General features: G+C 73.7%; 20 protein-coding genes. 12 read left to right on the top strand and 8 right to left on the bottom strand.

The features are described from left to right. The first annotated feature begins 12 nt into the window (after window positions 1-12). Window positions 13-1,428, top strand: a complete 1,416-nt coding sequence (locus tag ACZ4UV_RS23105) for a family 2B encapsulin nanocompartment shell protein (RefSeq protein WP_467840269.1) — start codon at window positions 13-15, stop codon at window positions 1,426-1,428. Here the strand turns inward: ACZ4UV_RS23105 and ACZ4UV_RS23110 are convergent. Beyond that, window positions 1,425-1,970 (bottom strand): cysteine hydrolase family protein, encoded by a 546-nt coding sequence (locus ACZ4UV_RS23110; protein WP_451017112.1) that lies wholly within the window; start codon window positions 1,968-1,970, stop codon window positions 1,425-1,427. The genes ACZ4UV_RS23105 and ACZ4UV_RS23110 overlap by 4 nt on opposite strands. Next, window positions 1,967-3,442 carry a purine-cytosine permease family protein gene (locus tag ACZ4UV_RS23115; protein ID WP_467840273.1) on the bottom strand — a complete coding sequence of 492 codons (1,476 nt, stop codon included), beginning with the start codon at window positions 3,440-3,442 and terminating at the stop codon, window positions 1,967-1,969. The genes ACZ4UV_RS23110 and ACZ4UV_RS23115 overlap by 4 nt, the downstream gene beginning before the upstream one ends. A 259-nt stretch (window positions 3,443-3,701) precedes the next feature. Here ACZ4UV_RS23115 and ACZ4UV_RS23120 point away from each other — a divergent pair, with 259 nt between their 5' ends. Both ACZ4UV_RS23120 and ACZ4UV_RS23125 read left to right on the top strand, forming a co-directional pair. After that, entirely contained in the window at window positions 3,702-4,661 is a 960-nt protein-coding gene (locus tag ACZ4UV_RS23120) for an ATP-binding protein (protein WP_390039479.1), read from the top strand. An 85-nt stretch (window positions 4,662-4,746) separates the two neighbouring features. After that, the gene (locus tag ACZ4UV_RS23125) at window positions 4,747-5,139 is read left to right on the top strand and encodes an SCO5389 family protein (protein WP_390039481.1); all 393 of its coding nucleotides are present in this window, start codon (window positions 4,747-4,749) and stop codon (window positions 5,137-5,139) included. Window positions 5,140-5,398: 259 nt separating this feature from the next. Here the strand turns inward: ACZ4UV_RS23125 and ACZ4UV_RS23130 are convergent, their stop codons facing one another. Then, window positions 5,399-6,367 (bottom strand): pyridoxal-phosphate dependent enzyme, encoded by a 969-nt coding sequence (locus ACZ4UV_RS23130; RefSeq protein WP_451017114.1) that lies wholly within the window; start codon window positions 6,365-6,367, stop codon window positions 5,399-5,401. Between the two features lie 111 nt (window positions 6,368-6,478). Between ACZ4UV_RS23130 and ACZ4UV_RS23135 the strand changes: the two genes are divergently transcribed. The 4 genes from ACZ4UV_RS23135 to ACZ4UV_RS23150 all read left to right on the top strand — a co-directional run bounded on the left by ACZ4UV_RS23135 (window position 6,479) and on the right by ACZ4UV_RS23150 (window position 10,390). After that, window positions 6,479-7,159: a helix-turn-helix transcriptional regulator gene (locus ACZ4UV_RS23135; protein ID WP_451017115.1), complete on the top strand. Its 681-nt coding sequence runs from the start codon at window positions 6,479-6,481 to the stop codon at window positions 7,157-7,159. A 141-nt stretch (window positions 7,160-7,300) separates the two neighbouring features. After that, complete coding sequence (locus ACZ4UV_RS23140; RefSeq protein WP_467840278.1) at window positions 7,301-8,431, top strand: ABC transporter substrate-binding protein; 1,131 nt, start codon at window positions 7,301-7,303, stop codon at window positions 8,429-8,431. An 82-nt stretch (window positions 8,432-8,513) separates the two neighbouring features. Beyond that, the gene (locus ACZ4UV_RS23145) at window positions 8,514-9,740 is read left to right on the top strand and encodes a sensor histidine kinase (protein ID WP_451017117.1); all 1,227 of its coding nucleotides are present in this window, start codon (window positions 8,514-8,516) and stop codon (window positions 9,738-9,740) included. Further along, window positions 9,737-10,390, top strand: coding sequence for a response regulator (locus tag ACZ4UV_RS23150; protein ID WP_467840282.1), 654 nt, complete (start codon window positions 9,737-9,739; stop codon window positions 10,388-10,390). The genes ACZ4UV_RS23145 and ACZ4UV_RS23150 overlap by 4 nt, the downstream gene beginning before the upstream one ends. Here the strand turns inward: ACZ4UV_RS23150 and ACZ4UV_RS23155 are convergent. From ACZ4UV_RS23155 to ACZ4UV_RS23165, 3 genes are read right to left on the bottom strand one after another with little or no spacing between them, the layout of a single operon-like run. Then, window positions 10,387-11,796 carry a vWA domain-containing protein gene (locus ACZ4UV_RS23155; RefSeq protein ID WP_467840285.1) on the bottom strand — a complete coding sequence of 470 codons (1,410 nt, stop codon included), beginning with the start codon at window positions 11,794-11,796 and terminating at the stop codon, window positions 10,387-10,389. The two genes, ACZ4UV_RS23150 and ACZ4UV_RS23155, sit on opposite strands and share 4 nt — an antisense overlap. Beyond that, window positions 11,793-13,010, bottom strand: a complete 1,218-nt coding sequence (locus tag ACZ4UV_RS23160; protein WP_390039489.1) for an AAA family ATPase — start codon at window positions 13,008-13,010, stop codon at window positions 11,793-11,795. The genes ACZ4UV_RS23155 and ACZ4UV_RS23160 overlap by 4 nt, the downstream gene beginning before the upstream one ends. A gap of 41 nt (window positions 13,011-13,051) precedes the next feature. Then, window positions 13,052-14,428 carry a hypothetical protein gene (locus tag ACZ4UV_RS23165; protein WP_467840289.1) on the bottom strand — a complete coding sequence of 459 codons (1,377 nt, stop codon included), beginning with the start codon at window positions 14,426-14,428 and terminating at the stop codon, window positions 13,052-13,054. Window positions 14,429-14,568: 140 nt separating this feature from the next. Between ACZ4UV_RS23165 and ACZ4UV_RS23170 the strand changes: the two genes are divergently transcribed. Next, window positions 14,569-14,766, top strand: a complete 198-nt coding sequence (locus ACZ4UV_RS23170) for a hypothetical protein (RefSeq protein ID WP_451017141.1) — start codon at window positions 14,569-14,571, stop codon at window positions 14,764-14,766. 49 nt (window positions 14,767-14,815) lie between these two features. Here the strand turns inward: ACZ4UV_RS23170 and ACZ4UV_RS23175 are convergent, their stop codons facing one another. Continuing rightward, the gene (locus ACZ4UV_RS23175; protein WP_467840292.1) at window positions 14,816-15,616 is read right to left on the bottom strand and encodes an SAM-dependent methyltransferase; all 801 of its coding nucleotides are present in this window, start codon (window positions 15,614-15,616) and stop codon (window positions 14,816-14,818) included. A gap of 214 nt (window positions 15,617-15,830) precedes the next feature. On the opposite strand from ACZ4UV_RS23175, the gene ACZ4UV_RS23180 reads away from it, so the two are divergent. Beyond that, window positions 15,831-16,220, top strand: a complete 390-nt coding sequence (locus tag ACZ4UV_RS23180; RefSeq protein WP_351487877.1) for a cold-shock protein — start codon at window positions 15,831-15,833, stop codon at window positions 16,218-16,220. 267 nt (window positions 16,221-16,487) lie between these two features. Here the strand turns inward: ACZ4UV_RS23180 and ACZ4UV_RS23185 are convergent, their stop codons facing one another. Beyond that, window positions 16,488-17,378 carry a DUF3152 domain-containing protein gene (locus ACZ4UV_RS23185; protein ID WP_451017123.1) on the bottom strand — a complete coding sequence of 297 codons (891 nt, stop codon included), beginning with the start codon at window positions 17,376-17,378 and terminating at the stop codon, window positions 16,488-16,490. A gap of 140 nt (window positions 17,379-17,518) precedes the next feature. Here ACZ4UV_RS23185 and ACZ4UV_RS23190 point away from each other — a divergent pair, with 140 nt between their 5' ends. From ACZ4UV_RS23190 to ACZ4UV_RS23200, 3 genes are read left to right on the top strand one after another with little or no spacing between them, the layout of a single operon-like run. Beyond that, the gene (locus ACZ4UV_RS23190) at window positions 17,519-18,211 is read left to right on the top strand and encodes a response regulator transcription factor (RefSeq protein WP_351487893.1); all 693 of its coding nucleotides are present in this window, start codon (window positions 17,519-17,521) and stop codon (window positions 18,209-18,211) included. Then, complete coding sequence (locus tag ACZ4UV_RS23195) at window positions 18,208-19,707, top strand: sensor histidine kinase (RefSeq protein WP_390039496.1); 1,500 nt, start codon at window positions 18,208-18,210, stop codon at window positions 19,705-19,707. The genes ACZ4UV_RS23190 and ACZ4UV_RS23195 overlap by 4 nt, the downstream gene beginning before the upstream one ends. Continuing rightward, window positions 19,704-20,285 (top strand): hypothetical protein, encoded by a 582-nt coding sequence (locus ACZ4UV_RS23200; RefSeq protein ID WP_451017124.1) that lies wholly within the window; start codon window positions 19,704-19,706, stop codon window positions 20,283-20,285. Before ACZ4UV_RS23195 ends, ACZ4UV_RS23200 begins: the two co-directional genes overlap by 4 nt. Window positions 20,286-20,353 lie beyond the last annotated feature (68 nt).

Genomic DNA, 20,353 nt, shown 5'->3' on the forward strand with positions numbered 1-20,353 from the left:
AGAGGGACAGCGATGTCGGTCGAGACCGGTACGACGCCCGCGGCGGACGCCGAGGAGCGGGAGCAGCAGAGCCTCGGTACCGCCGCGGCTCGGAACCTCACCACGACGACCAAGTCCGCACCGCAGATGCAGGAGATCAGCTCACGGTGGCTGACGCGGGCGCTGCCGTGGGTGGACGTGGCCGGCGGCACCTACCGCGTCAACCGCAGACTGTCGTACCGGGTCGGCGACGGCCGGGTGAGCTTCGTGCAGACCGGTGCGCAGGTCGCGGTGATCCCCGCCGAGCTGGGCGAACTGCCGTTGCTGCGCGGCTTCGAGGACGGCACGGCGCTGCAGGCGCTGGCGGCGCGGTTCGAGCAGCGGGAGTACGCGCCGGGGCAGGTGATCGCGGCGGCGGGCCGCCCGGCCGACCACGTGTACCTGGTCGCACACGGCAAGGTGGAGCAGGTCGGGGAGGGACCCTACGGCGGCGAGGCGGTCGTCGGTCTCCTCGCGGACGGTGACACCTTCGGCGGCCGGGTGCTCGCCGGACTCGACGGCGCCTGGGAGTTCACGGCCCGCGCGGCGACGGCCACCACCGTGCTGGCGCTGCCGCACACGGCGTACCAGGAGGTCGCGGCCCGCCACGCCGACCTGCGGGCATACGTGGAACTGGCCGGGCTGGACGGGCACCGGGAGACGAACACCTTCGGCGAGGCGGAGGTCGCGCTCAGTGCGGGGCATGCCGGCGAGCCGGACATCCCGCACACGTTCGTGGACTACGAGCCGGCGCCACGCGAGTACGAACTGAGCGTCGCCCAGACCGTGTTGCGCGTCCACACCCGGGTGGCCGACCTCTACAGCCGGCCGATGGACCAGACCGAACAGCAGCTGAGGCTCACCGTGCAGGTGTTGCGGGAGCGCCAGGAGCACGAGCTGGTCAACAACCGGGACTTCGGCCTGCTGCACAACGCCGACCACGGCCAGCGGATCTCCACCCGTTCGGGCCCGCCCACCCCGGACGACCTCGACGAACTCCTCGCCATGCGGCGGGACACCACCCACCTGTTCGCCCACCCCCGGACGATCGCCGCGTTCGGCCGGGAGTGCAACAGGCGCGGCCTGTACTTCGGCGGCGTCGAGGTCGACGGCCACCACCTCCCTGCCTGGCGGGGCGTCCCGCTGCTCCCCTGCGGCAAGATCCCGGTGACCGGGGCCCGCACCTCGTCCGTCATCGCGCTGCGCGCCGGCGAGCAGAACCAGGGCGTGATCGGCCTCCTCCAGACGGGCCTGCCGGACGAGACGGAGCCGGGCCTGACCGTCCGTTTCATGGGCATCAACGAACAGGCGGTCGCCTCCTACCTGGTCACCGCCTACTACTCGGCCGCCGTCCTGGTCCCGGACGCCCTCGGCATCCTGGAGAACGTGGAGGTGTCCCGCCGGGACTAGGCCAGCAGTTCGGCAGTGGTCGTCACCCGGATCAGCGGGCGGTACAGGTCCAGCAGGTGCAGCGCCTTGGCGTGGGAGTCGTCGTCCGCGCCCGCGCAGGCGTCCGCGACGACCAGGACCTCGGTGCCCGCGTCGGCGGCCGGCAGGGCGGTGGACAGGACGCAGCAGTCGGTGCTGACGCCGGCCAGGACCAGGCGTCCGTGCGGGGCGGTGCGTTCGGCGAGTTCGGGGGTCCACTTGCCGAACGTCGGTGCGTCCAGGACGACTTCGGCCTGCCGCTCGAACTCGTCCGTCAGGCGCCACAGTTCGGCGTCCGGGGGCTGGAGGGCGAACGGCCACCGGTCGTAGTACGCCTGCCAGGCTCCGGTGGGGTGGGCGGGGGCGACGAAGCGGGTGAAGACCGTGCGGTTGCCGAACGCCGGGAGCAGGCGTCGTACGCCCGCCGCCGCCTCGGCGTAGCGCGGGGCGCCCCAGGGGCCGGCGGGGTCGGCGAAGACGTGCTGCATGTCGATGACGGCCAGGAGGCCGGGAGGAGTGCTCATGCGGTCGTCGCCGGGGTGCTCGCGGGCAGGTTCTCCTGGGCCCGGACCCGGCCGCGCCCCAGGGCAAGGGTGCCGAGGAAGCCGAGCGCCAGGGCGGCCAGGACGCCCAGGTTGGCGTACGCCCAGGCTCCTGACCTGCCGCCGAGGCCGAGCGGGGCCAGCAGGTAGCCCTGCCAGGTCAGCCAGCTCGCGGCGGTGTTGGTGACCAGGCCCCAGCCGAGGGCCGTGGCGGCGAGCGTGAGGAGCAGGGGCAAAAGGGGGACGTCGCCGTAGCGGCCGGCGGGGCGGTAGAGGTCGGTCTCGTCGTAGTCGCGGCGGCGCAGCACCAGGTCGGCGAGGACGATCCCGCACCAGGCGGCGATGGGCACGCCGAGGGTGGTGAGGAAGCCCATGAACTGGCCGAGGAAGTCGTCGGCGAAGAAGACGATGTAGACCGAGCCGGCGATCATCAGGACGCCGTCGACCAGGGCGGCGAGGTAGCGGGGCACGGGCAGCCCCGCGGAGAGGAGGGCCAGTCCCGAGGAGTAGATGTCCAGGACGGCGCCGCCGACCAGACCGAGGACGGCGACGACGGCGAAGGGGACCAGGAACCAGGTGGGGAGGATCGTGGTGAGCGCGCCGATGGGGTCGGCGGCGACCGCCTTGTCCAGGGTCGTGGAGGAGCCCGCGAGGAGCAGGCCGAAGACCAGCAGGAGGAGCGGGGCGGCGGAGCCGCCGAAGGTGGTCCAGCCGATCACGCCCCGGCCGGAGGAGGCGCGCGGGAGGTAACGGGAGTAGTCGGCGGCCGCGTTGACCCAGCCGAGGCCGAAGCCGGTCATCATGAACACCAGTGCGCCGACGAACTCCTGGGCGGAACCGGACGGGATCGCGTTCACCGTCGCCCAGTGGATGTGGTCGGCGACGAGGACGACGTAGACGACGGTGAGGACGCCGGTCACCACCGTGATCACGGTCTGCAGCCGCATGATCAGGTCGAAGCCCATCACCCCGCCGAGCACGGTCAGCGCGCACACCACGATCAGCGCGACCACCTCGGTCCCGGTGCCGCCGCCCCAGCCGAGACGGGCGAAGACGGTCGCGGTGGCCATGGTGGCGAGCGCGATCAGGACGGTCTCCCAGCCGACGGTGAGCACCCAGGAGACGACCGACGGCAGCCGGTTGCCCCGGACGCCGTACGCGGCCCGGCTGAGCACCATGGTGGGTGCCGAGCCCCGCTTCCCGGCGACCGCGACGAAGCCGCAGAGCAGGAAGGAGGCGAGGATGCCGAGGACCCCCGCGGCCAGCGCCTGCCAGAAGGAGATGCCGAAGCCGAGCGCGAAGGCACCGTAGCCCATCCCGAGGACGGAGACGTTCGCGCCGAACCAGGGCCAGAACAGGGTGCGCGGGGTGCCCTTGCGGTCGGCGTCGCCGATCACGTCGAGCCCGTGCGTCTCGACCTGGAGCTGCCTGCCGGGTTCCCGTGCGTCCGCCATCGTCGGCCCATCTGTCCAGGTGTGTTGGCTGGAGGCTAGGTCGGCCCGGCGACAGGGGTCAAGGACGAACGATCAGACCGGATCGGACCCGAACGGGCCCGGGGCGCCCGGCAGGGCTCCACTCCGCACCCGCCGGACCTGCGGCTCCGTCAACCGCACGGATGCGCAACCCGGTTGGACCACCCCGATTTGACACCGCCGGCGACCGGCTCCAGTCTGTGCTCATGAAATCCATTTTCAACAGGAGGGCCGGCTAGCGATGCGCGTGGCTTTCGTCGGCAAGGGCGGCAGCGGCAAGACGACGCTGTCCGCCCTCTTCACCCGTCACCTGGCACGGTCCGGCGCACCGGTCGTCGCGATCGACGGTGACATCAACCAGCACCTGGCCCACGCCCTCGGCCTCGACGAGGACGAACTCTTCGCGGCGCCGCCGCTGAGCGCGCGGACCGGTGAGATCAAGGACTACCTGCGCGGCACCAACCCCCGGATCACGTCCCGGGAGGCCATGGTCAAGACGACGCCGCCGGGTCACGGTTCACGGCTGCTGCGGCTGCTGGGCGACGACGAGGTGCACTCCCGGCACGTCCAGGAGGTCGGCGGGGTGCCGCTGATGGTCACCGGGGCGTTCGCCGGGAGCGACCTCGGGGTGGCCTGCTACCACTCCAAGCTGGGCGCGGTGGAGCTGTACCTCAACCATCTGGTGGACGGCCCCGGCGAGTACGTGGTCGTCGACATGACGGCGGGCGCCGACGCCTTCGCCTCCGGTCTGTTCACCCGTTTCGACATGACCTTCCTGGTGGTCGAGCCGACCCGCAAGAGCCTGTCCGTGTACCGCCAGTACCGGGACCACGCCGCCGAGTTCGGCATCCCGGTCGCCGTGGTCGGCAACAAGGTGACCGGTGCGGACGACATCGCCTTCCTGCGCGAGCGGGTGGGCGACGATCTGCTGGCCCACTGCGAGCTGTCGCCGTACGTCCGCGCCCAGGAACAGGGGCGCGGCAGCGGTGCGCTGGAGGAGCACAACTCCCGGACCCTGGAACGGCTGCGGGCCGCGGTGGACGCGCGGGGCAAGGACTGGGAGGCCTTCCAACGGCACGCCGTCGAGTTCCATCTGCGCAACGCCGCCGCCTGGGCCGACGCGGCGACGGGCCAGGACCTGGCCGCCCAGGTCGATCCGGACTTCCGGCACGGACCGGCGGCGCTGCCCGCCTTCGCCTGAGCGCCCCCCGATCGGCCTCCGGGCCGGGCCGGCCTTCGAACACCCCTTTCCGACAACCACTTTGAGAAGAACAGGACACCGTCACATGTCGCTCGACGTCTCCCCGCAGCTGCTCGCCGAAGCCGAGAACGGCGCGGTGCGGGAGGAGGAATTCGTGGAAACCGTCCGCAGCTCGCTGCCGTACGCGTACGACCTCGTCGCCCGGCTCACCACTGAACTGCGCGGCGGCACCGCCGAGTTCGCCGACAACCAGACCCCGCCCCCCTCGGAGAAGGAGCGCGGGCAGCTGCTGCGGGCGCTGTCCTCCGACGCGATCCGGGGCAGCCTGGAACGGCACTTCGGGGTCGCCCTCGCCTTCCAGAACTGCCACCGGGTCGCGGTGTTCCCGCCGGAGGCGCGGGGCGGCGAGACGCACACCCGCTTCACCTCGACGCGCGCACAGATCCTCAACCAGTCGCCGGAGTTCCGCGACTGCTGAGTTGCCGGTCGGCCATGCAGGCTCCGGGAAACCGCACCGGCCGCGGCCCGGGCCTGCGGTCAGGGCGCGGATCGGCGGGAGCCGCCGCAGGTGCTGCTCGACGTACCCGGCCTGGGTGGCGGCGGTCCGACGGCCCGTCGGGAGCAGGCCCTCGCGGAGGTAGTACTCGATCGCCGGCTCGCCGAGCAGGAACGCGCCGCCTCCTGAGACCCGCTCCGGGCGGAGGCATCCCGTCGGGGTGCCGCCGCCCTTACCCGGTTCAGCCGACGACGATCTCGGCGAACCGCTCCGCGCCGACGTTGCCCCCGGACAGGACGACCCCGATGCGGCGCGGCAGCGGCGCCACCTGGTGGGCGAGCAGCGCGGCCAGGCCGCTGGCACCGCTCGGCTCCAGCACGGACTTCAGCCGCTCGAAGGCGAACCGCATCGCGTCCTTGATCTGGTCGTCGGTGACCAGTGAGATGTCGTCCACCAGACGCTGGTTGACGGAGAAGGTCAGCTCGCCGGGGATGTCGGCCGCCTGGCCGTCGGCGATGGTCCTCGGCACCGGGATCGGTACCCGGTGCCCCGCCGCCAGGGACCGCCTGGTGTCGTCACCGGCCTCCGGCTCGACGCCGACGACCCGGATCCCGGGCAGCAGGCCCTTGGCCGCGGTGGCGCTGCCCGCGATCAGCCCGCCGCCCCCGACGGGCACCACCAGAGCATCCAGTTCGCCGACCTCCTCGATGAGTTCGAGAGCGGCCGTGCCCTGCCCGGCGATGACGTGCGGGTGCTCGTACGGCGGGATGAGTGCGAGCCCTCGTTCGGCGGCGAGGGCCTCGCCGATCGCGACCCGGTCACCGGTGTAGCGGTCGTACGTCACGATCTCCGCGCCGTATCCGGCGGTCGCCTCCAGCTTGGCGCGCGGGGTGTCCTCGGGCATCACGATGACGGCGGTGGTGCCGAGTTCACGGGCGGCGAGGGCGACGGCCTGGGCGTGGTTGCCGGAGGAGTAGGCGGCGATGCCCTTGGCCAGCTGTCCGGCGGAGAGCCGGGACGCGGCGTTGTAGGCGCCCCGGAACTTGAACGCGCCGATGCGCTGGAGGTTCTCGCACTTCAGGAAGACCTCGGCGCCGACCAGCTCGTCCAGGGTGCGCGAGCGCAGTACGGGGGTGCGGTGGGCCACCCCCTTGATCCGTGCGGCCGCGTCGTGCACGTCCTGGAGGGTCACGGGCGGGGTGTCGGGCATCTTCGTCCTCCGTTCCGGGCGCCGGCGGGCACCGGGTGAGTGTCGACGGTCTGGAATTATTGTCTATCATCTGGACTGGAAGTCCAGACCCGATCCCGGTTGGGGGCAGCGATGACAGACGGAGCGGCGGCAGCGAGCGGCGCGGACGCGACGCGGGCCGAGCAGGACGCGATCATCGCGGCGCTGTCCCCGGTCGTCGACGGGATCGTGGCGACCTTCGGCTCCTTCTGCGAGGTCGTCGTCCACGACTTCCGCCGCCCGGAACGCTCCGTCGTGGCCCTCGCCGGGTCGGTCACCGGCCGGGGTGTCGGCGGGTCGATGAGCGAGATCGGCATGAAGCTGCTGGCGGCCGGCGACGACGCGCGCGACGAGCTGAACTACCTGACCCGCACCGGGGACGGGAAGCTGGTCAAGTCGTCGACGATGGTGCTGCGCGACTCGGCCGGTACGGCGTTCGGGGCGCTCTGCGTGAACCTCGACGTCACGGCCGTGCACCAGGTGCACGCGCTGATCGGCGGCCTCGCCGACGTCACCGCCGTCCCCGAGGCACCGCCGACCACCACGTTCGGCGACGACATCGCCGCCGTACTGGACTCGATCGTCGACGCCCGCCAGCTGCGCCGGCCCAAGCCGTGGCCCCAGCTCAGCCGCGAGGAACGGCTGGAACTGTTCCGGGACCTCGACCGGCAGGGCGTCTTCGCGGTGCGCGGCGCGGTCCAGCAGGTCGCCGGACGCCTCGGCATCTCCCGGGCCTCCGCGTACACCTACCTGTCCGCGGCACGAACCGGCTGACCGGCCGGGCATTCGACCGATCGGTTGAATCCGGGTTCCACCGCCCGCGCACGGCCCGATCCGTCCGGCCGACGCGGAGGTCCGGCCGAGGCGACGAGAGTCGGCAGGGTCACTCACCCCAGGCAGAGAGGTCTCCGCACCGTGTCCAGCCTCAGCAGACGACGTGTCCTCACCACCGGAGCCGGAGCAGGCGCCGCCCTCGCCCTCGGCGGGTTCACCACCGACGCCACCGCGGCGACGGCCGCCGGCCGGGGCGCAGGGGTCGAAGAGACGCGGACGCTCGACGAGTTGTACCGGGCCGCGCTCGCCGAGGGCGGCAAGCTCGTCGTCTACGCCGGCGGCGACACCCCGACCCAGCAGGACGCCACCAAGGCCGCCTTCCTTAAGCGCTTCCCGGAGATCGACCTCACGATCGTCGTCGACTACAGCAAGTACCACGACGTCCGCATCGACAACCAGCTCGCCACCGGCACCCTCGTCCCGGACGTGGTACAGCTCCAGACCCTGCAGGACTTCGTCCGCTGGAAGGAGCAGGGCGAGCTGTTGCCCTACAGGCCGGCCGGTTTCGGCAAGGTCCACGGCGGGTTCAAGGATCCGCAGGGCGCCTGGGTCGCGGTCGCGGCCATCGCCTTCGGCTTCATGTACCGCGCGGACGCGGTCGGTCCGGACGCGCCGCGCACCCCGCTGGACCTGCTCGACGCCAGGTGGAAGGGCCAGATCGCGTCGTCGTACCCGCATGACGACGACGCCGTCCTCTACCTGTACGCGCTGTACGCGCAGACGTACGGCTGGGAGTGGGTGGCGCGGCTCGCCGCCCAGGACGTACGGTTCGCCCGCGGCAGCAACTCCCCCGGCGACGCGGTCGGTTCGGGACTGAAGCCGATCGGGGTCGGCGGCGCCGGGGCCCCGCTCGGGACCGGTCCGGTCCGTTGGGTGCTGCCCGAGAAGGCGCCGTTCATGGCCTGGGGCCAGCGCGCCGCGATCCTCAGGCGGGCCGCCCGTCCGGCCGCCGCCAAGCTGTACCTCAACTGGCAGCTCTCCCCGGCCCAGCAGCAGGCGTCCTTCAACGGCTGGTCGGTGCGCACCGACGTCACGCCGCCGGCGGGTCTCAAGCCGATCTGGGAGTACTCCAACGCCCACGTCGACGGCTTCCCCCGCTTCATGGCCGACCGGGCCGCGGTCGAGCGCTGGAAGCAGACCTTCGCCCTGTACTTCGGCGAGGTGACGGGAGCCGCCACGCCCGGGTTCCTGGGGCTGCGTCCGGGCGCCTGACTCCGGCGGCTCTTCACACCGGTCATACAGGCCACGGATAGACTCGATCACCCAGTCCGAGGAGATCCGTGGGAGATCCGCCGTGCCCGACAGCCTCCGCTCCAGGCCGCGCGGTTTCCGGCTCCGGCTCGAACACGCCCCTCACCTGATGTTCTTCGTGATCCTCGGCACCGCCGTCGTCCGGCTGGCGGAGCTGCGCAGCGCGCTGTGCGTGGACGTGGTCCTCGTCAGCGCGCTGCTGGCACTGGTGTACTCGGCGGGCCTCGCGGTGTGGCACCGGCTGGGCCGGGCCGGGCGGCACGCCTGGGTGGTGGCGCTGCTCGGCCTGTGGGCAGTGCTGGTGCTGCTCACCCCGCAGCCCCTGACCATGGCGTACGCCTGGTGCGGTGTGCCACTGGCGCTGGCCGCGCTGCGAGCCCTCGGGCAGCGCTCGGCGGTTGCCGGGGTGGCCGTCATCACCGTCGTACTGGGCGCGCGGCTCATCGGGACGACCCACCGGTTCGAGCCGGAGATGGGGCTGATCCCGGTGGCGGCCGTGTGGGGCACGGTGGCCCTCTACCGGATCCAGCAGCGCGACTCGGCCGAACGCAGGCGGCTGATCGAGGAGTTGCGCGGTACGCGGGCGGTGCTGGCCCGGCAGCAGCGGCAGGCCGGGGTGCTGGCGGAGCGCACCCGGATCGCCGGGGACCTGCACGACACACTGGCCCAGGAGCTGGCGGGCGCTCTGATGCTGCTCCAGGCGGCGGAACGGGACTGGGAGAGCCGGCCGGAGGCCGCCCGTACCCGGGTCCAGGCGGTGACCGACGGACTGGCCGCCCATCTCACGGAGACACGACGCATCATCCACGGGCTCACGCCGAGCGCGGTCGCGGAGAGCGGGCTGGCGGAATCGCTGCGGCGGCTGTGCGAGCGGGCCGAGGCCGAGGGTACGGCGGCCCGGGTGCGGTTCCGGCACACCGGTCGCGGGCCGGTCGACGAGCACACGGCCACCGCGCTGCTCCGGGTCGCACAGAGCGCGCTGGCGAACGTGCGCGAGCATGCGCACGCGGTGCACGTGCGGGTGGTCCTGCGGCAGCTGGCCGACCGGGTCGAACTCGAAGTCGCCGACGACGGCTCGGGGTTCGTCGTCGGCACGCCCCGGGCGACGGACCGGCCGACCCGTGGGCTGGGACTTCCGGCGGCCCGGGCGCGGCTGCGCGAGCACGGCGGCGGACTGTACGTCACCAGCGCACCGGGCGGTGGCACCCGGATCCACGCCGTCGTCCCCCTCCGTTCCCTCACCCCCGCGTCCCCGACCGGCGTCCGGTGAGTGGGTTGCGTCTGCTCATCGCCGACGACCACGCCGTGGTACGGGCCGGGTTGCGCGCCCTGCTGGAGGGCGAACCGGACCTGGTGGTGGTCGCGGAGGCCGGCAGCGCGGAGGAGGGGATCAGGCTGGCCGTGGAGCTGCGGCCGGACGTCGTTCTGATGGACCTGCGGTTCGCGGCGGCTCCCGCGGGCGGGCTGGACGGCATCGAGGCGGCCCGTCGGCTGGGCACCGCGGCACCGGGGGTACCGGTGCTGATGCTCACCAGCTACTCGGGCCGCGCCGACGTGCTGCGCGCGCTGGCCGCCGGGGCCCGCGGCTACGTCCTCAAGGCCGGTCCGCCCGAGGAACTGTTCCGGGCGGTGCGCGGCGCGGCTCAGGGCACGGTGGCCCTCGCGCCCGAGGTGGTCGGCAACCTCGTCGGTCAAGTGGTCAGCCCGGAGCCCGCGCTGACAGACCGTGAGGTGGAGGTGGTGACCCTGCTGGCGCGGGGCCTTGGCAACCGCGCCATCGCGCGGTCGCTCTTCCTCGGCGAGGCGACCGTCAAGACGCATCTGGTACGCATCTACCGGAAGCTGGGGGTCGAGAACCGGGCGGCGGCCGTGTCGGAGGCGGTACGGCGCGGGCTGCTCGAAGTCGGCGGGCCACGCTAGCCGATCTCGACGACCCGGGCCCAGGCGGGCGGCGCGTCCGGTACGTAGTCGGGCTCGTCCTCCTGCCACGACGTGCCGCCGTACTGCCGGGGGAAGAGGCCCACCACCGTCCGGCAGGCGGGCTGTGTCGTGGGCCAGGGCGTCTGACCGTCGGTGAGCGCCACCACGACGTCGGGGGCCGGCCGTGCCCGCAGCGCCCTGGCGAAGCCCGCGCGCAGGTCCGTGCCGCCACCGCCGACGAGTGCGATGCCCTCCGCGCGGCACAGCGGCTGCACGGTCCGGGCGGCCGCGTCGCAGGACAGCACGGAGACCAGGTCCCGGCGGCCGCCGACGGCGCGGGCGATCGCGGCCACCTCCAGGAGGGCGCTGCCCAGTTCGGCGTCGCTGACCGAGCCGGAGGTGTCGATGACGACCGAGACCCGGGGCGGGCGGCGGCGCAGGCTCGGGAGGACGACACCGGGCAGGCCGGCCGAGCGGCGCGACGGGCGGCCGTAGCTGTAGTCGTCGCCGGCACCCGCGGCCGAGGCCGCCGAGCGGACCGCCGCACCCAGCAACTCCCGCCAGGGCTGCGGCGGATGGAAGGCGTCCTCGGCCCAGCGCCGCCAGCCGTCCGGGGTGCTGCCCGGGCGGCCGGTGATGGCCTGCGCCACCCGGAACCGGACCCCGTCCCGCTCCTGCTCGCTGAGGCCGTCCGCGCCGTCCGGCCCCAGGTCCCACTCCCGGTCCCGGCCGTCGGCCCCGCTGCCGCAGTCCAGCCAGGTGAGGTCCTGCGTCAGCGGCCCGAGCCGGAACTGGCGCAGGTAGTCCTCCATCAACTGGCCTTCGGGCAGCCTCAGCATGTACGGCCGGACAGCGCCCCGGGGCTGCACCAGCCCGTCGCCGTACGCGTCGTCGTTGATCTCCAGGTCCGCCGCGATGTTCATCCGCAGCCGCTCGCCGGCCCCGGTCAGCCCGCGTTCCCGCGCGACCCGGTCGCTGCGCGCGTGGTGGTCGCGCAGCAGGTGGGACACCTCGTGCACCCACACGCCGGCCAGGTCCTCCTCCGGCATCCGGTCGACGAAAGCGGGCGAGACGTAGCACCGCCAGTGCTTGTCGACGGCCATGGTCGGCACCTGCCGGTCCGCCACTACGTGCAGGGCGAACAGCGCCGTGGCGAGGTAGGGCCGGGCCCGGGCGGCCTGGAGCCGGGCGGCGTAGAGCTTGTCCAGGTCCAGTGCCCCGGCCGGGACGGCGCCCGGTGCCGTGTCCGGTACGGCGGTCGACTCGGCACCCGGTACGGCGCCCGGTACGGCGCTCGATTCCGCACCCGGTACGGCGCCCGGTTCGGCGCTCGATTCCGCACCCGGTACGGCGCCCGGTACGGCGCTCGATTCCGCACCCGGTACGGCGCCCGGTTCGGTGTTCATCGGCCCGCCTTCGCCGCGACGCGGTCGGCGGCCCGGTCGGCCCGGCGGGACACGGACACCACGCCCGCGAGCCGTTCGATCGCCGCCGGGACGTCCCAGTCGTCCCGGCGCAGCGAGGCCAGGGTGGTGGCGGGGACGACGACGAGGTCGGGGGCTCCGGTGTCCAGGGCCCGCACCAGCAGGGCCCAGGCCGCGTCCCAGCGGGCCCGGTCCGGCCGTTCGCGGACCGCGGCGACAACGCCGTCGAGCACGGCCTGGCGCAGGTCACCGCGCTCGGGCAGGTCGGCCGCGGCCGGGTCCGCGAGCAGCGTCTCGGGGTCCGGGAGCTCCATCCGGTCGACGCTCGCCAGCAGTTCGAGCCCCGGGCCGTCCCCGACCGTTCCCCTGACCAGGAGGGAGAGCACGTCCCGGGAGGAGCCGGCGGCGTGCGCGAAGGCGACCAGGCGCAGGGTCATGTCCCAGCTCCGGGGCGACGGCCAGGCGCCGCCCCGGCGCATCTCGCCGTTCGGCAGCCGGTGGACGAGCGTGGGGCGGGTGGCGAGCAGGCCGCACACCGCGCGGCGCGCGAAGTCCACGGCGGCGGGCAGCCGGTCCGGGTCGAGCCGGGGCAGGGTGGCCCGGGGCCAGGTGCCGCCGAGACCGCGGACGACGACCTCGTGGTCGTGGGCCCACTGGAGGTGCACGAACCGGTTGGCCAGCGGCGGGCTCAACTCCCAGCCGTCGGCGGCCGAGGACCGCGGGTTGGCGGCGGCCACGATCCGTACGCCGGGCGGGAGCCGGAGTGCACCCACGCGACGCTCCAGGACCAGCCGGAGCAGGGCGGCCTGTACGGCGGGGGGCGCGGTGGACAGCTCGTCGAGGAACAGCAGGCCCCGGCCGGCCTGCACCAGTCGTACCGCCCAGTCCGGCGGGGCCATCGGGACGCCCTGGACGGCGGGGTCGTCGCCCACGACGGGCAGACCGGAGAAGTCGGACGGCTCGTGGACGCTGGCGATCACCGTGGTCAGCGGCAGGTCGAGCGCCTCGGCCAGCCGGTTCAGGGCGGCGGTCTTGCCGATGCCGGGCTCGCCCCACAGGAGGACGGGCAGGTCGGCCGCGACGGCGAGGGTGAGCGCCTCCAGCTGCGTGTCGGGCCGGGGTTCGGTGGTGGAGTCGCCGAGCAACGCCGACAGGGTGTCCGCGACGGCGAGTTGGTCAGGGGCATGAATGGTCATGAGTGATCACCTGGGAATGTGAGAGGGCAAGTGGGTGGGTGTCAGCGCCGGTTGGCGAGGCGTGGCCCCAGGCGCGGGTCGCGGACGGACCGGAGTCGCCGCGCCCGGACCGGCCCGGTGCGGGATCCGGCGAGGCCCGCCCGGTAGAGGCCGTAGGCGATCCGGCGCTGCGCGGCCGCCTCCAGTTCGTCCTTCAACGGGCCGTCGCGCAGCACGGCTTCGGGCCCCAGCAGTCCTTCGACGACGGCCAGCGCCCCGGCGATGTCCCCGTGGTCGAGGCGTTCACGGACGCCGGTGAGGCAGTCGGGGCGGCGGTGCGCCTCGTCGATGACCCGCAGGCAGGGCAGGGGCGGACCGCCGAGCGCCACCAGGAGTTCCTCGCGCCGCAGTTCGTCCGGGGAGTGGTCCAGCGGGGACAGCACCCCGTCGACCATGCCGATGCGGTGCCGGGCGCCCCGGCACTCCACGAGGCCCGGCTGCCGGGACGGGCCGGGGTACGGGTCCCGTTCGGCCGGGGGGTGCCCGGGGGCGAGTGCCGCGGCGACCAGCGGATGCAGCCGGCCGGGGTCGACCAACCCGGCGCGCAGCAGCTCCAGATCGGGGAGGATCCAGGTCGCCGCGTCGGGCAGGACGGGTCGTGCGCCGGCACCGGCGTCCCGGGCGGCGATGTCCCGGCCGGTGGTCACGGTTCCGTCGGCCGCGAGGTACAACGCGAGCCGCTGTCGGCCGCCCAGGCGTACGACGACGGTCCCGCTGTCCCGACCCTCGGCGCCCAGCACGATCCGCGCCTCGTCCGCCCACCGCTCCGTGGCGCACAACTCCTTTTCAAAAAAAGGGAGTTGAGTGCCGCACAAGATCCGTTCACCGCCCGCCGGCCGGTCGGCGCCCGACCGGGTCCGCAGCTCGTCGGCGGCACCCGCGTCCCACAGATGCCGGTGCAGGTCGAAGCGGAACCGTCGGCTGGGGCGTGGATGCGGATGCCCCCGGGCGGCGGGGTCGCTCAGTGTGCCGTCCCAGAGCGTGAGGCCGATGCGCTGCCCGGCGTCCGCCCAGGCTGGCGGTGTCCGGACCACGAGGCACAGGGAGCCTTCCCCGGCGTCGTAGCGGGCGAGCGGCATCGTCAGCCCCGGCCGCAGCAACCCGTCGGGCGCGATCCTCGGCAGATGCCAGCGCAGCAGGTCGGGCGCCAGCCGGCGCAGGTCGGCGCGGATCCGTTCCCGGACGTCCCGGCCCCACGCACGGGCCAGTGCGCGCAGGTCGAGGTCGATGTCGAAACCGGCGGCGGCACAGGCTCCCGCCCAGTCGCCGGCGGCGCGGCGAGCGGTCGCGGTCTCGATCATGGCGGGCGGCACGGCGAACTCGCGCACACGCCGCCACAGGGAGAGGCGGGTGTCCCCGTCCGTGAGGTGAGTGGCCATCAGCACTCACCTGACGTGGACGGGACCCCCAATCTGACAGCAGAGTGAGTGGTCATCGCCGGGAGCATACGACGCTCCCGCCCCGGTCGGCGAGGCAATTACGGACCCGGCCCGCACGTGACGCGGATCACCCCGGCCGGGTGCAGCGTTCCGCTGTCCCCAGGGCCTTTTTCGCGAACGTCCCGCGCTGCCTGCTGCCCGCCTTCCCCCTGTTCGTCCCCCTGGCGGTCGCGCTGCGCCGCGTCGGCCTGCCCTGCCTGTGCGTCCTGCTGGGCATCGCCGCGCTGGCCTCCGGCTCGTACGCGGGCTACGCCCTGTTCGAGCTCGGAGTGCCCTGACGGCAGCGCGGTCCGCCCGGACGGCGGACCGGGCCTTCCGGACGGCGGCTCAGGCCTTCTTGAGGGCCACTCCGCCGTAGAAGCCGATCTCCTCGGAGCCGGCCGGCGGGGTGGCGTCCGGGCGCCAGAACGGGACCTGGGCGACGCCGGGTTCGACCAGCTCGAACCCGTCGAAGAAGCCCTCGATCCGGGCCTTCGGGCGCAGGTTCATGGACGCGGTCGCGTTGTTGTAGACGGCCTGGGCCTCGCTGCGGTCGTCGGCGAAGTCGTCGGTGGCGTGCGAGAGCACCAGGAAGCTGCCGGCCGGGAGCGCGTCGCGCAGGGCGGCCACGATCCGCTCGGGCTCCTCCTCGTCGCGGATGAAGTGGAGGATGGCGACGAGGAACAGGGCGACGGGCTCGCCGAAGTCGATGATCCGGCGGACCTCGGGGTGCTCGACGACGGCCTGCGGGTCGCGCAGGTCGGCGAGGACGATGCTGGTGGTGCCGGCGCGGCTGAGCAGCGCGTCGCCGTGGGCCTTCACGATCGGGTCGTTGTCGACGTAGGCGACGCGGACGTCCGGCGCCAGCTCCTGGGCTATCTCGTGCACGTTCGGCGAGGTGGGCAGTCCGGTGCCGATGTCGAGGATCTGGCGGACGCCGCTGTCGACGACGTGCCGGACCGCGCGCTGCAGGAAGCCGCGGTTGGCCCGGACGGATATCCACACCTCGGGCGCGACGGAGGCGAGCTGGTCACCGGCCTTGCGGTCCACCTCGTAGTTGTCCTTGCCGCCCAGCAGGTAGTCGTAGATCCGCGCGGGATGCGGCTTGCTGGTGTCGATCTCCACGGCCCCGATGCCGTCCTGCGTCACGTGCGCTCCTCTCGACGACCGTCCCGGCCCCCCTTGGCTCACCGACGGCTGGCGACAGCTTTCCATATCAACTTCTTTATCGGTGCACCGAGTTCCCCCTCCGCCGCCCGTCCGCGGCACGGCGGGCGGGACCCGGTCGACCGTCCTGGCCGGACTTGACTACCATCGGGCCCAGGTGTCCGGGCAAGTGGCCCGGTTTGGTTGGGGGTTTCTCATGGTCAGTGGTCGTGTGGTGCGGTTCGACAGCTCGCGCGGGTACGGGTTCATCGCTCCGGACGGTGGTGGCGAGGATGTCTTCCTGCACGTGAACGACATGCAGATGTCGGAGTCGTACGTCCGCCCGGGCGTGGCGGTGGAGTTCGAGATCGAGGCCGGCGAGCGCGGCCCGAAGGCGTCCGGTGTCCGGCTCGCGCGGGGCGCCGACGTCCGCACGCTCGGCCCGGACGACGACTCGCTGTGCGATCTGCTCAGCGCGGACGAGTTCACCCGTGAGGTCACCGAGACGCTGCTGGCGTCGGCGCCCACGCTGACCGCAGAGGAGATCGTGCGGGTCCGGGGGTCGCTGGCCCAGTTCGCGAAGAACCACGGCTGGATCGAGGGCTGACCCACCCGCGGCGGGCGGCCGGTTCACGCGTCGCGCGAGCGGAGCGTACGGTCGTTGGGCGATCCGGCGGCGCAGCCGGCGCCAGGTGTCCCGCCGTGCCCCCGCACGCGTCACACCGGCCAGTATGGCGGGGGCGGCTTCACCCTCATCACCGTCGGCGGCGCGCCGGACGGCCCCGGCACGGGTCGGCATCACCGCCCACGTCATCGGCTTCGCCGCCCCGGTCCTCTGCACGCCGGCGGGGTGCCCATGGCGTCCGCGGCCGGGTCAGGACACGGCCGGTCCGGTCAGGTACCGGCCCTTCTCGTCGTACGGCCAGACGTTGGGCAGACAGCCGTGCATGCCCTTGATCTGCTGCATCATCACCGGGGCCGGCTGCCCGGGGCCGGGGCAGCCGACGTGCCCGTGGCCGAGGAAGTGGCCGACCTCGTGGTTGATGATCAGTGCCCGGTAGTCCTTGACGCGGTGGGCGTAGACCGGGGTCGCGAGCAGCCAGCGCTTGAGGTTCACCATGACCTGCTGGGCCACGTCGCAGTTGACCTCGCCTCCGGTGTCCAGCCCGTACTCCCCGCAGATCCTGTCCACCGTGCCGGGCGTCGCGACCCGGACGACGAAGTCGGTCGGACCGCTCGACACCCGCTGGAACGCCGAGCGCCCGTCGGCGGTCCAGCCGCGCGGGTCGGCCAGGATGCGCTCGACCTGCCGGGCGACGTCCGCCGTGGAGAGGTCGATGCCGTTCTCGACGTCGACCCGGTAGCGCAGGAGTGTGCCGGAGCCGACCCGGGTGCTACCGCCGGCCGCGGTGACGAACGTGCCCGGTCCGGTGGCCGGGATCTCCGGCGTGGGCGAGGTGCGGGGACTCGGGGAGGCGGAGGTGGTGGCCGGACCGGGCGACGGGGAGCGGGAGCCGTGCGCCGGGCCGGCGGCACCGACACGCCCGGACCTGGCCCGCTCGGTGGCCTGGCCCTTGTCGCCGGCGTGGGTCGCCCCCGTACCGGACGAACCCCCGTCGACGGCCGCGAACCCGGCGGCTCCCAGAACCGCCAGCGCGGCCACGGCCACCAGGACCGGGCCTCTCCCCTGCCGCCCGCGGTGGACTGCGTGGGAGGGACCGCTCCGACGGCGGCCACGGGAGGGATGTGCTGTGCGCGTGGTCATGACGGTCAGGCTGTGATCGGAATGTGATCGGACCTGGCGCAAGTGATAACGAAAAGATAACGGGCGAGGGGTTGCCTGCCCATATGATCATCCCGTAACAAACGGACAGCTGTGCGGACTCCATGCGGATACTTGAGCGCATGCCACGCGTTCTGCTGATCGAAGACGACCGTGCCGTCCGGGAGGGGGTCGCCCTCGCCCTGCGCCGTCAGGGCCATGAGGTCGCCGCCGTCCCGACCGGGGAGGACGGGCTGGAACGGGTGCGTTCCTTCCGGCCGGACGTCGTGGTGCTGGACCTCATGCTCCCCGGGCTGCCCGGGCTCGACGTGTGCCGCCGGATCCGCGGCCTCGACCAGACCCTGCCGATCGTCATGGCGACCGCGCGCGGCGACGACGAGGACATCGTCGTGGGCCTGGAGGCGGGCGCCGACGACTACGTGGTCAAGCCCGTGCAGGCGCGGGTGCTGGAGGCCCGCATCCGGGCGGTGCTGCGCCGGGCGGGCGGCCCGCCCGCCGAGGGCGGCATACCGAAGATCGACACCTACGGGGACCTGTCCGTCGACCGGGCCGGGCTCGCGGTCGCCCGCGGCGGGGTGCCGATCCCGCTCGCCCCGTCCGAACTCCGGCTGCTGCTCACCCTGTCCGCCTCACCGGGGCAGGTGTTCAGCCGGCAGCAGCTGCTGGAGGCGGTGTGGGAGCACAGCTACCACGGGGACGCGCGGCTGGTGGACGCCTGCGTACGGCGGCTGCGCGCCAAGATGGGCGAGCCGCCGCGCGAACCGCGCTTCATCCAGACCGTGCGCGGCTTCGGCTACCGGTTCACGGCCCGGTGAGGCGCCCGCGTCTGCCGCAGCTGCGCGGCCTGCGGATCCGCCTGGTGCTCGCCTTCACGCTGGTGGCCGCCGTCACGGCGGCCACCACCGGCGCCCTGACCTTCCGCGAGGCCCGCACGGGTGTGCTCCAGCAGAGCCAGGACGCCGTGATCCAGCAGCTGCGCACCCAGGTCGGGCGCCTCGCCCGGGACCTCGCCTTCCCGCCGGACCGGGCCGCACTGGCCGGCTTCGCGGCGGACGTGGCCGACTCCGAGCCCTCCGGGACCTGGCGGGTGCTGGCCACGTACGGCAGCCTGAGCGCCACCTCGACACCCGGCGACCGCTTCCCGGAGCTGACCCCGGCCGTCCGCGAGGCCGTCGGCTCCAGCATGGCCACGGTCTTCCAGCGGGTGGCCGTCGGCGACCGCACCGCACTCGTCGTCGGCATGTCGGTCACCTTCGCCGAGGCACCCGCGAAGGGCGTCTACACCTCCGGTGTCCATGTCTTCCTGACCGTGCCGCAGACCACGGAACGCGCCTACGTCGACGCCCTGGTCACCGCCGCCGAACGCGCCGCCGTGCCCGCGCTGACGCTCGCCGTGCTGCTGGCGCTGCTCGCCGCCCGCGGGGTGCTGCGCCCGGTGCGGGCACTGCGCCGCGCCACCCGCAGCATCGCCGAGGGGCACCTGGACACCCGGCTCGCCGTCGAAGGATCCGACGAACTCGCCGATCTCTCCCACACGTTCAACGAGACGGCCGCCGCGCTGGAGAAGTCGGTGGCCGAGCTGCGCGGCATGGAAGCCCGGGCCCGCCGGTTCGCCGCGGACGTGTCCCACGAACTGCGCACGCCCCTCGCCGCCATGTCCGCCGTCACCGACGTCCTCGACGAGGACGCCGCCCGCCTGGACCCGGACACCGCCACCGCCGTCCGGCTGATCAGCGAGGAGACCGTGAAGCTGGCCCGGCTGGTGGACGACCTGATGGAGATCTCCCGTTTCGACGCGGGCGCCGCGGTGCTGCACCTGGACGAGATCGACCTCGCCGAGTCCCTGCGGCGCACCCTCGACGCCCGTGCCTGGACCGGCCTGGTGGAGTGCGACCTGCCGCCGCCCGGCACTCTGCGCGGCCGCGTCGACCCACGCCGCCTCGACGTCGTCGTGGCCAACCTGGTCGGCAACGCGCTGCGGCACGGCGCCCGGCCCGTCGTACTGCGCCTGTACGACGGCGGGGAACCCGGCGGTGAGTCCGGCGGGGCACGGCTCGCGGTGATCGAGGTCCTGGACAGCGGGCCCGGCATCCCGGACGACGTGCTGCCGCAGGTCTTCGAACGCTTCTACAAGTCGGACGCCGCCCGCACCCGCACCGAGGGCAGCGGCCTGGGCCTCGCGATCACCGCGGAGAACGTCCGGGTGCACGGCGGCACGGTGCGCGCCGCGAACCGGCCCGAGGGCGGCGCCGTCTTCACCGTACGGCTTCCCCTGCCGGCCGACGAGCCGCTCCGGGGGGACCGGTGGTGACCCTCCGGCGCCGGGCCCGGCTCGCCCTCCTGGTCCCCGCGGCCATGTACGTCCTGGCCTCCTGCTCCATCCCCCCGACCGGTGTCGTGCAGGCGGGCGGTCCCGCCGTCGGCGTCGTGCCGAAGGCACGGCTGTACTTCGTGCGGAACGGCGCCCTGTTCGCCGTCCTGCGCCCGACCGACGCGCCGGGCGACGTCGGGTCGGCGGTGCTGGATCTGCTCCGGGGCCCGACCGAGGAGGAGCTGCGCAAGGGAGTGACCACGCGGCTGCCCCTGCCCACGGGCCTGCCGACGGCGGTCCCGGCCGTCCCGGCGGACGGCGGTGCCACCGTCGTACCGGAGGCGTCCGCCTGGGCCGGCCTCGTGAAGGTGACGGCGGGCGACCACCGGATCTCCGTCCGGCTGTCGTCCGCGGCCGGCGACGCGGGCGATCCCGGCCTCGCGGCCGCACAGATCGCCTGCACGGCCGACGCGGCACAGCGCGTCGCCGACCCCGGTGCCGAACCCGAGCCGGTGACGGTCACGCTCCCGGGCGGCCGGCGCTTCGAGGAAGCCGCCACGAGGTGTCCCGGCGTCTGACACCCCGTCCGTGTCCGGCACCCGTCTGATGGCCCCGCCGACGGCACGTCCCTCAACGGCCTTTCCTG

The organism is Streptomyces sp. NPDC028289 (assembly GCF_055565975.1).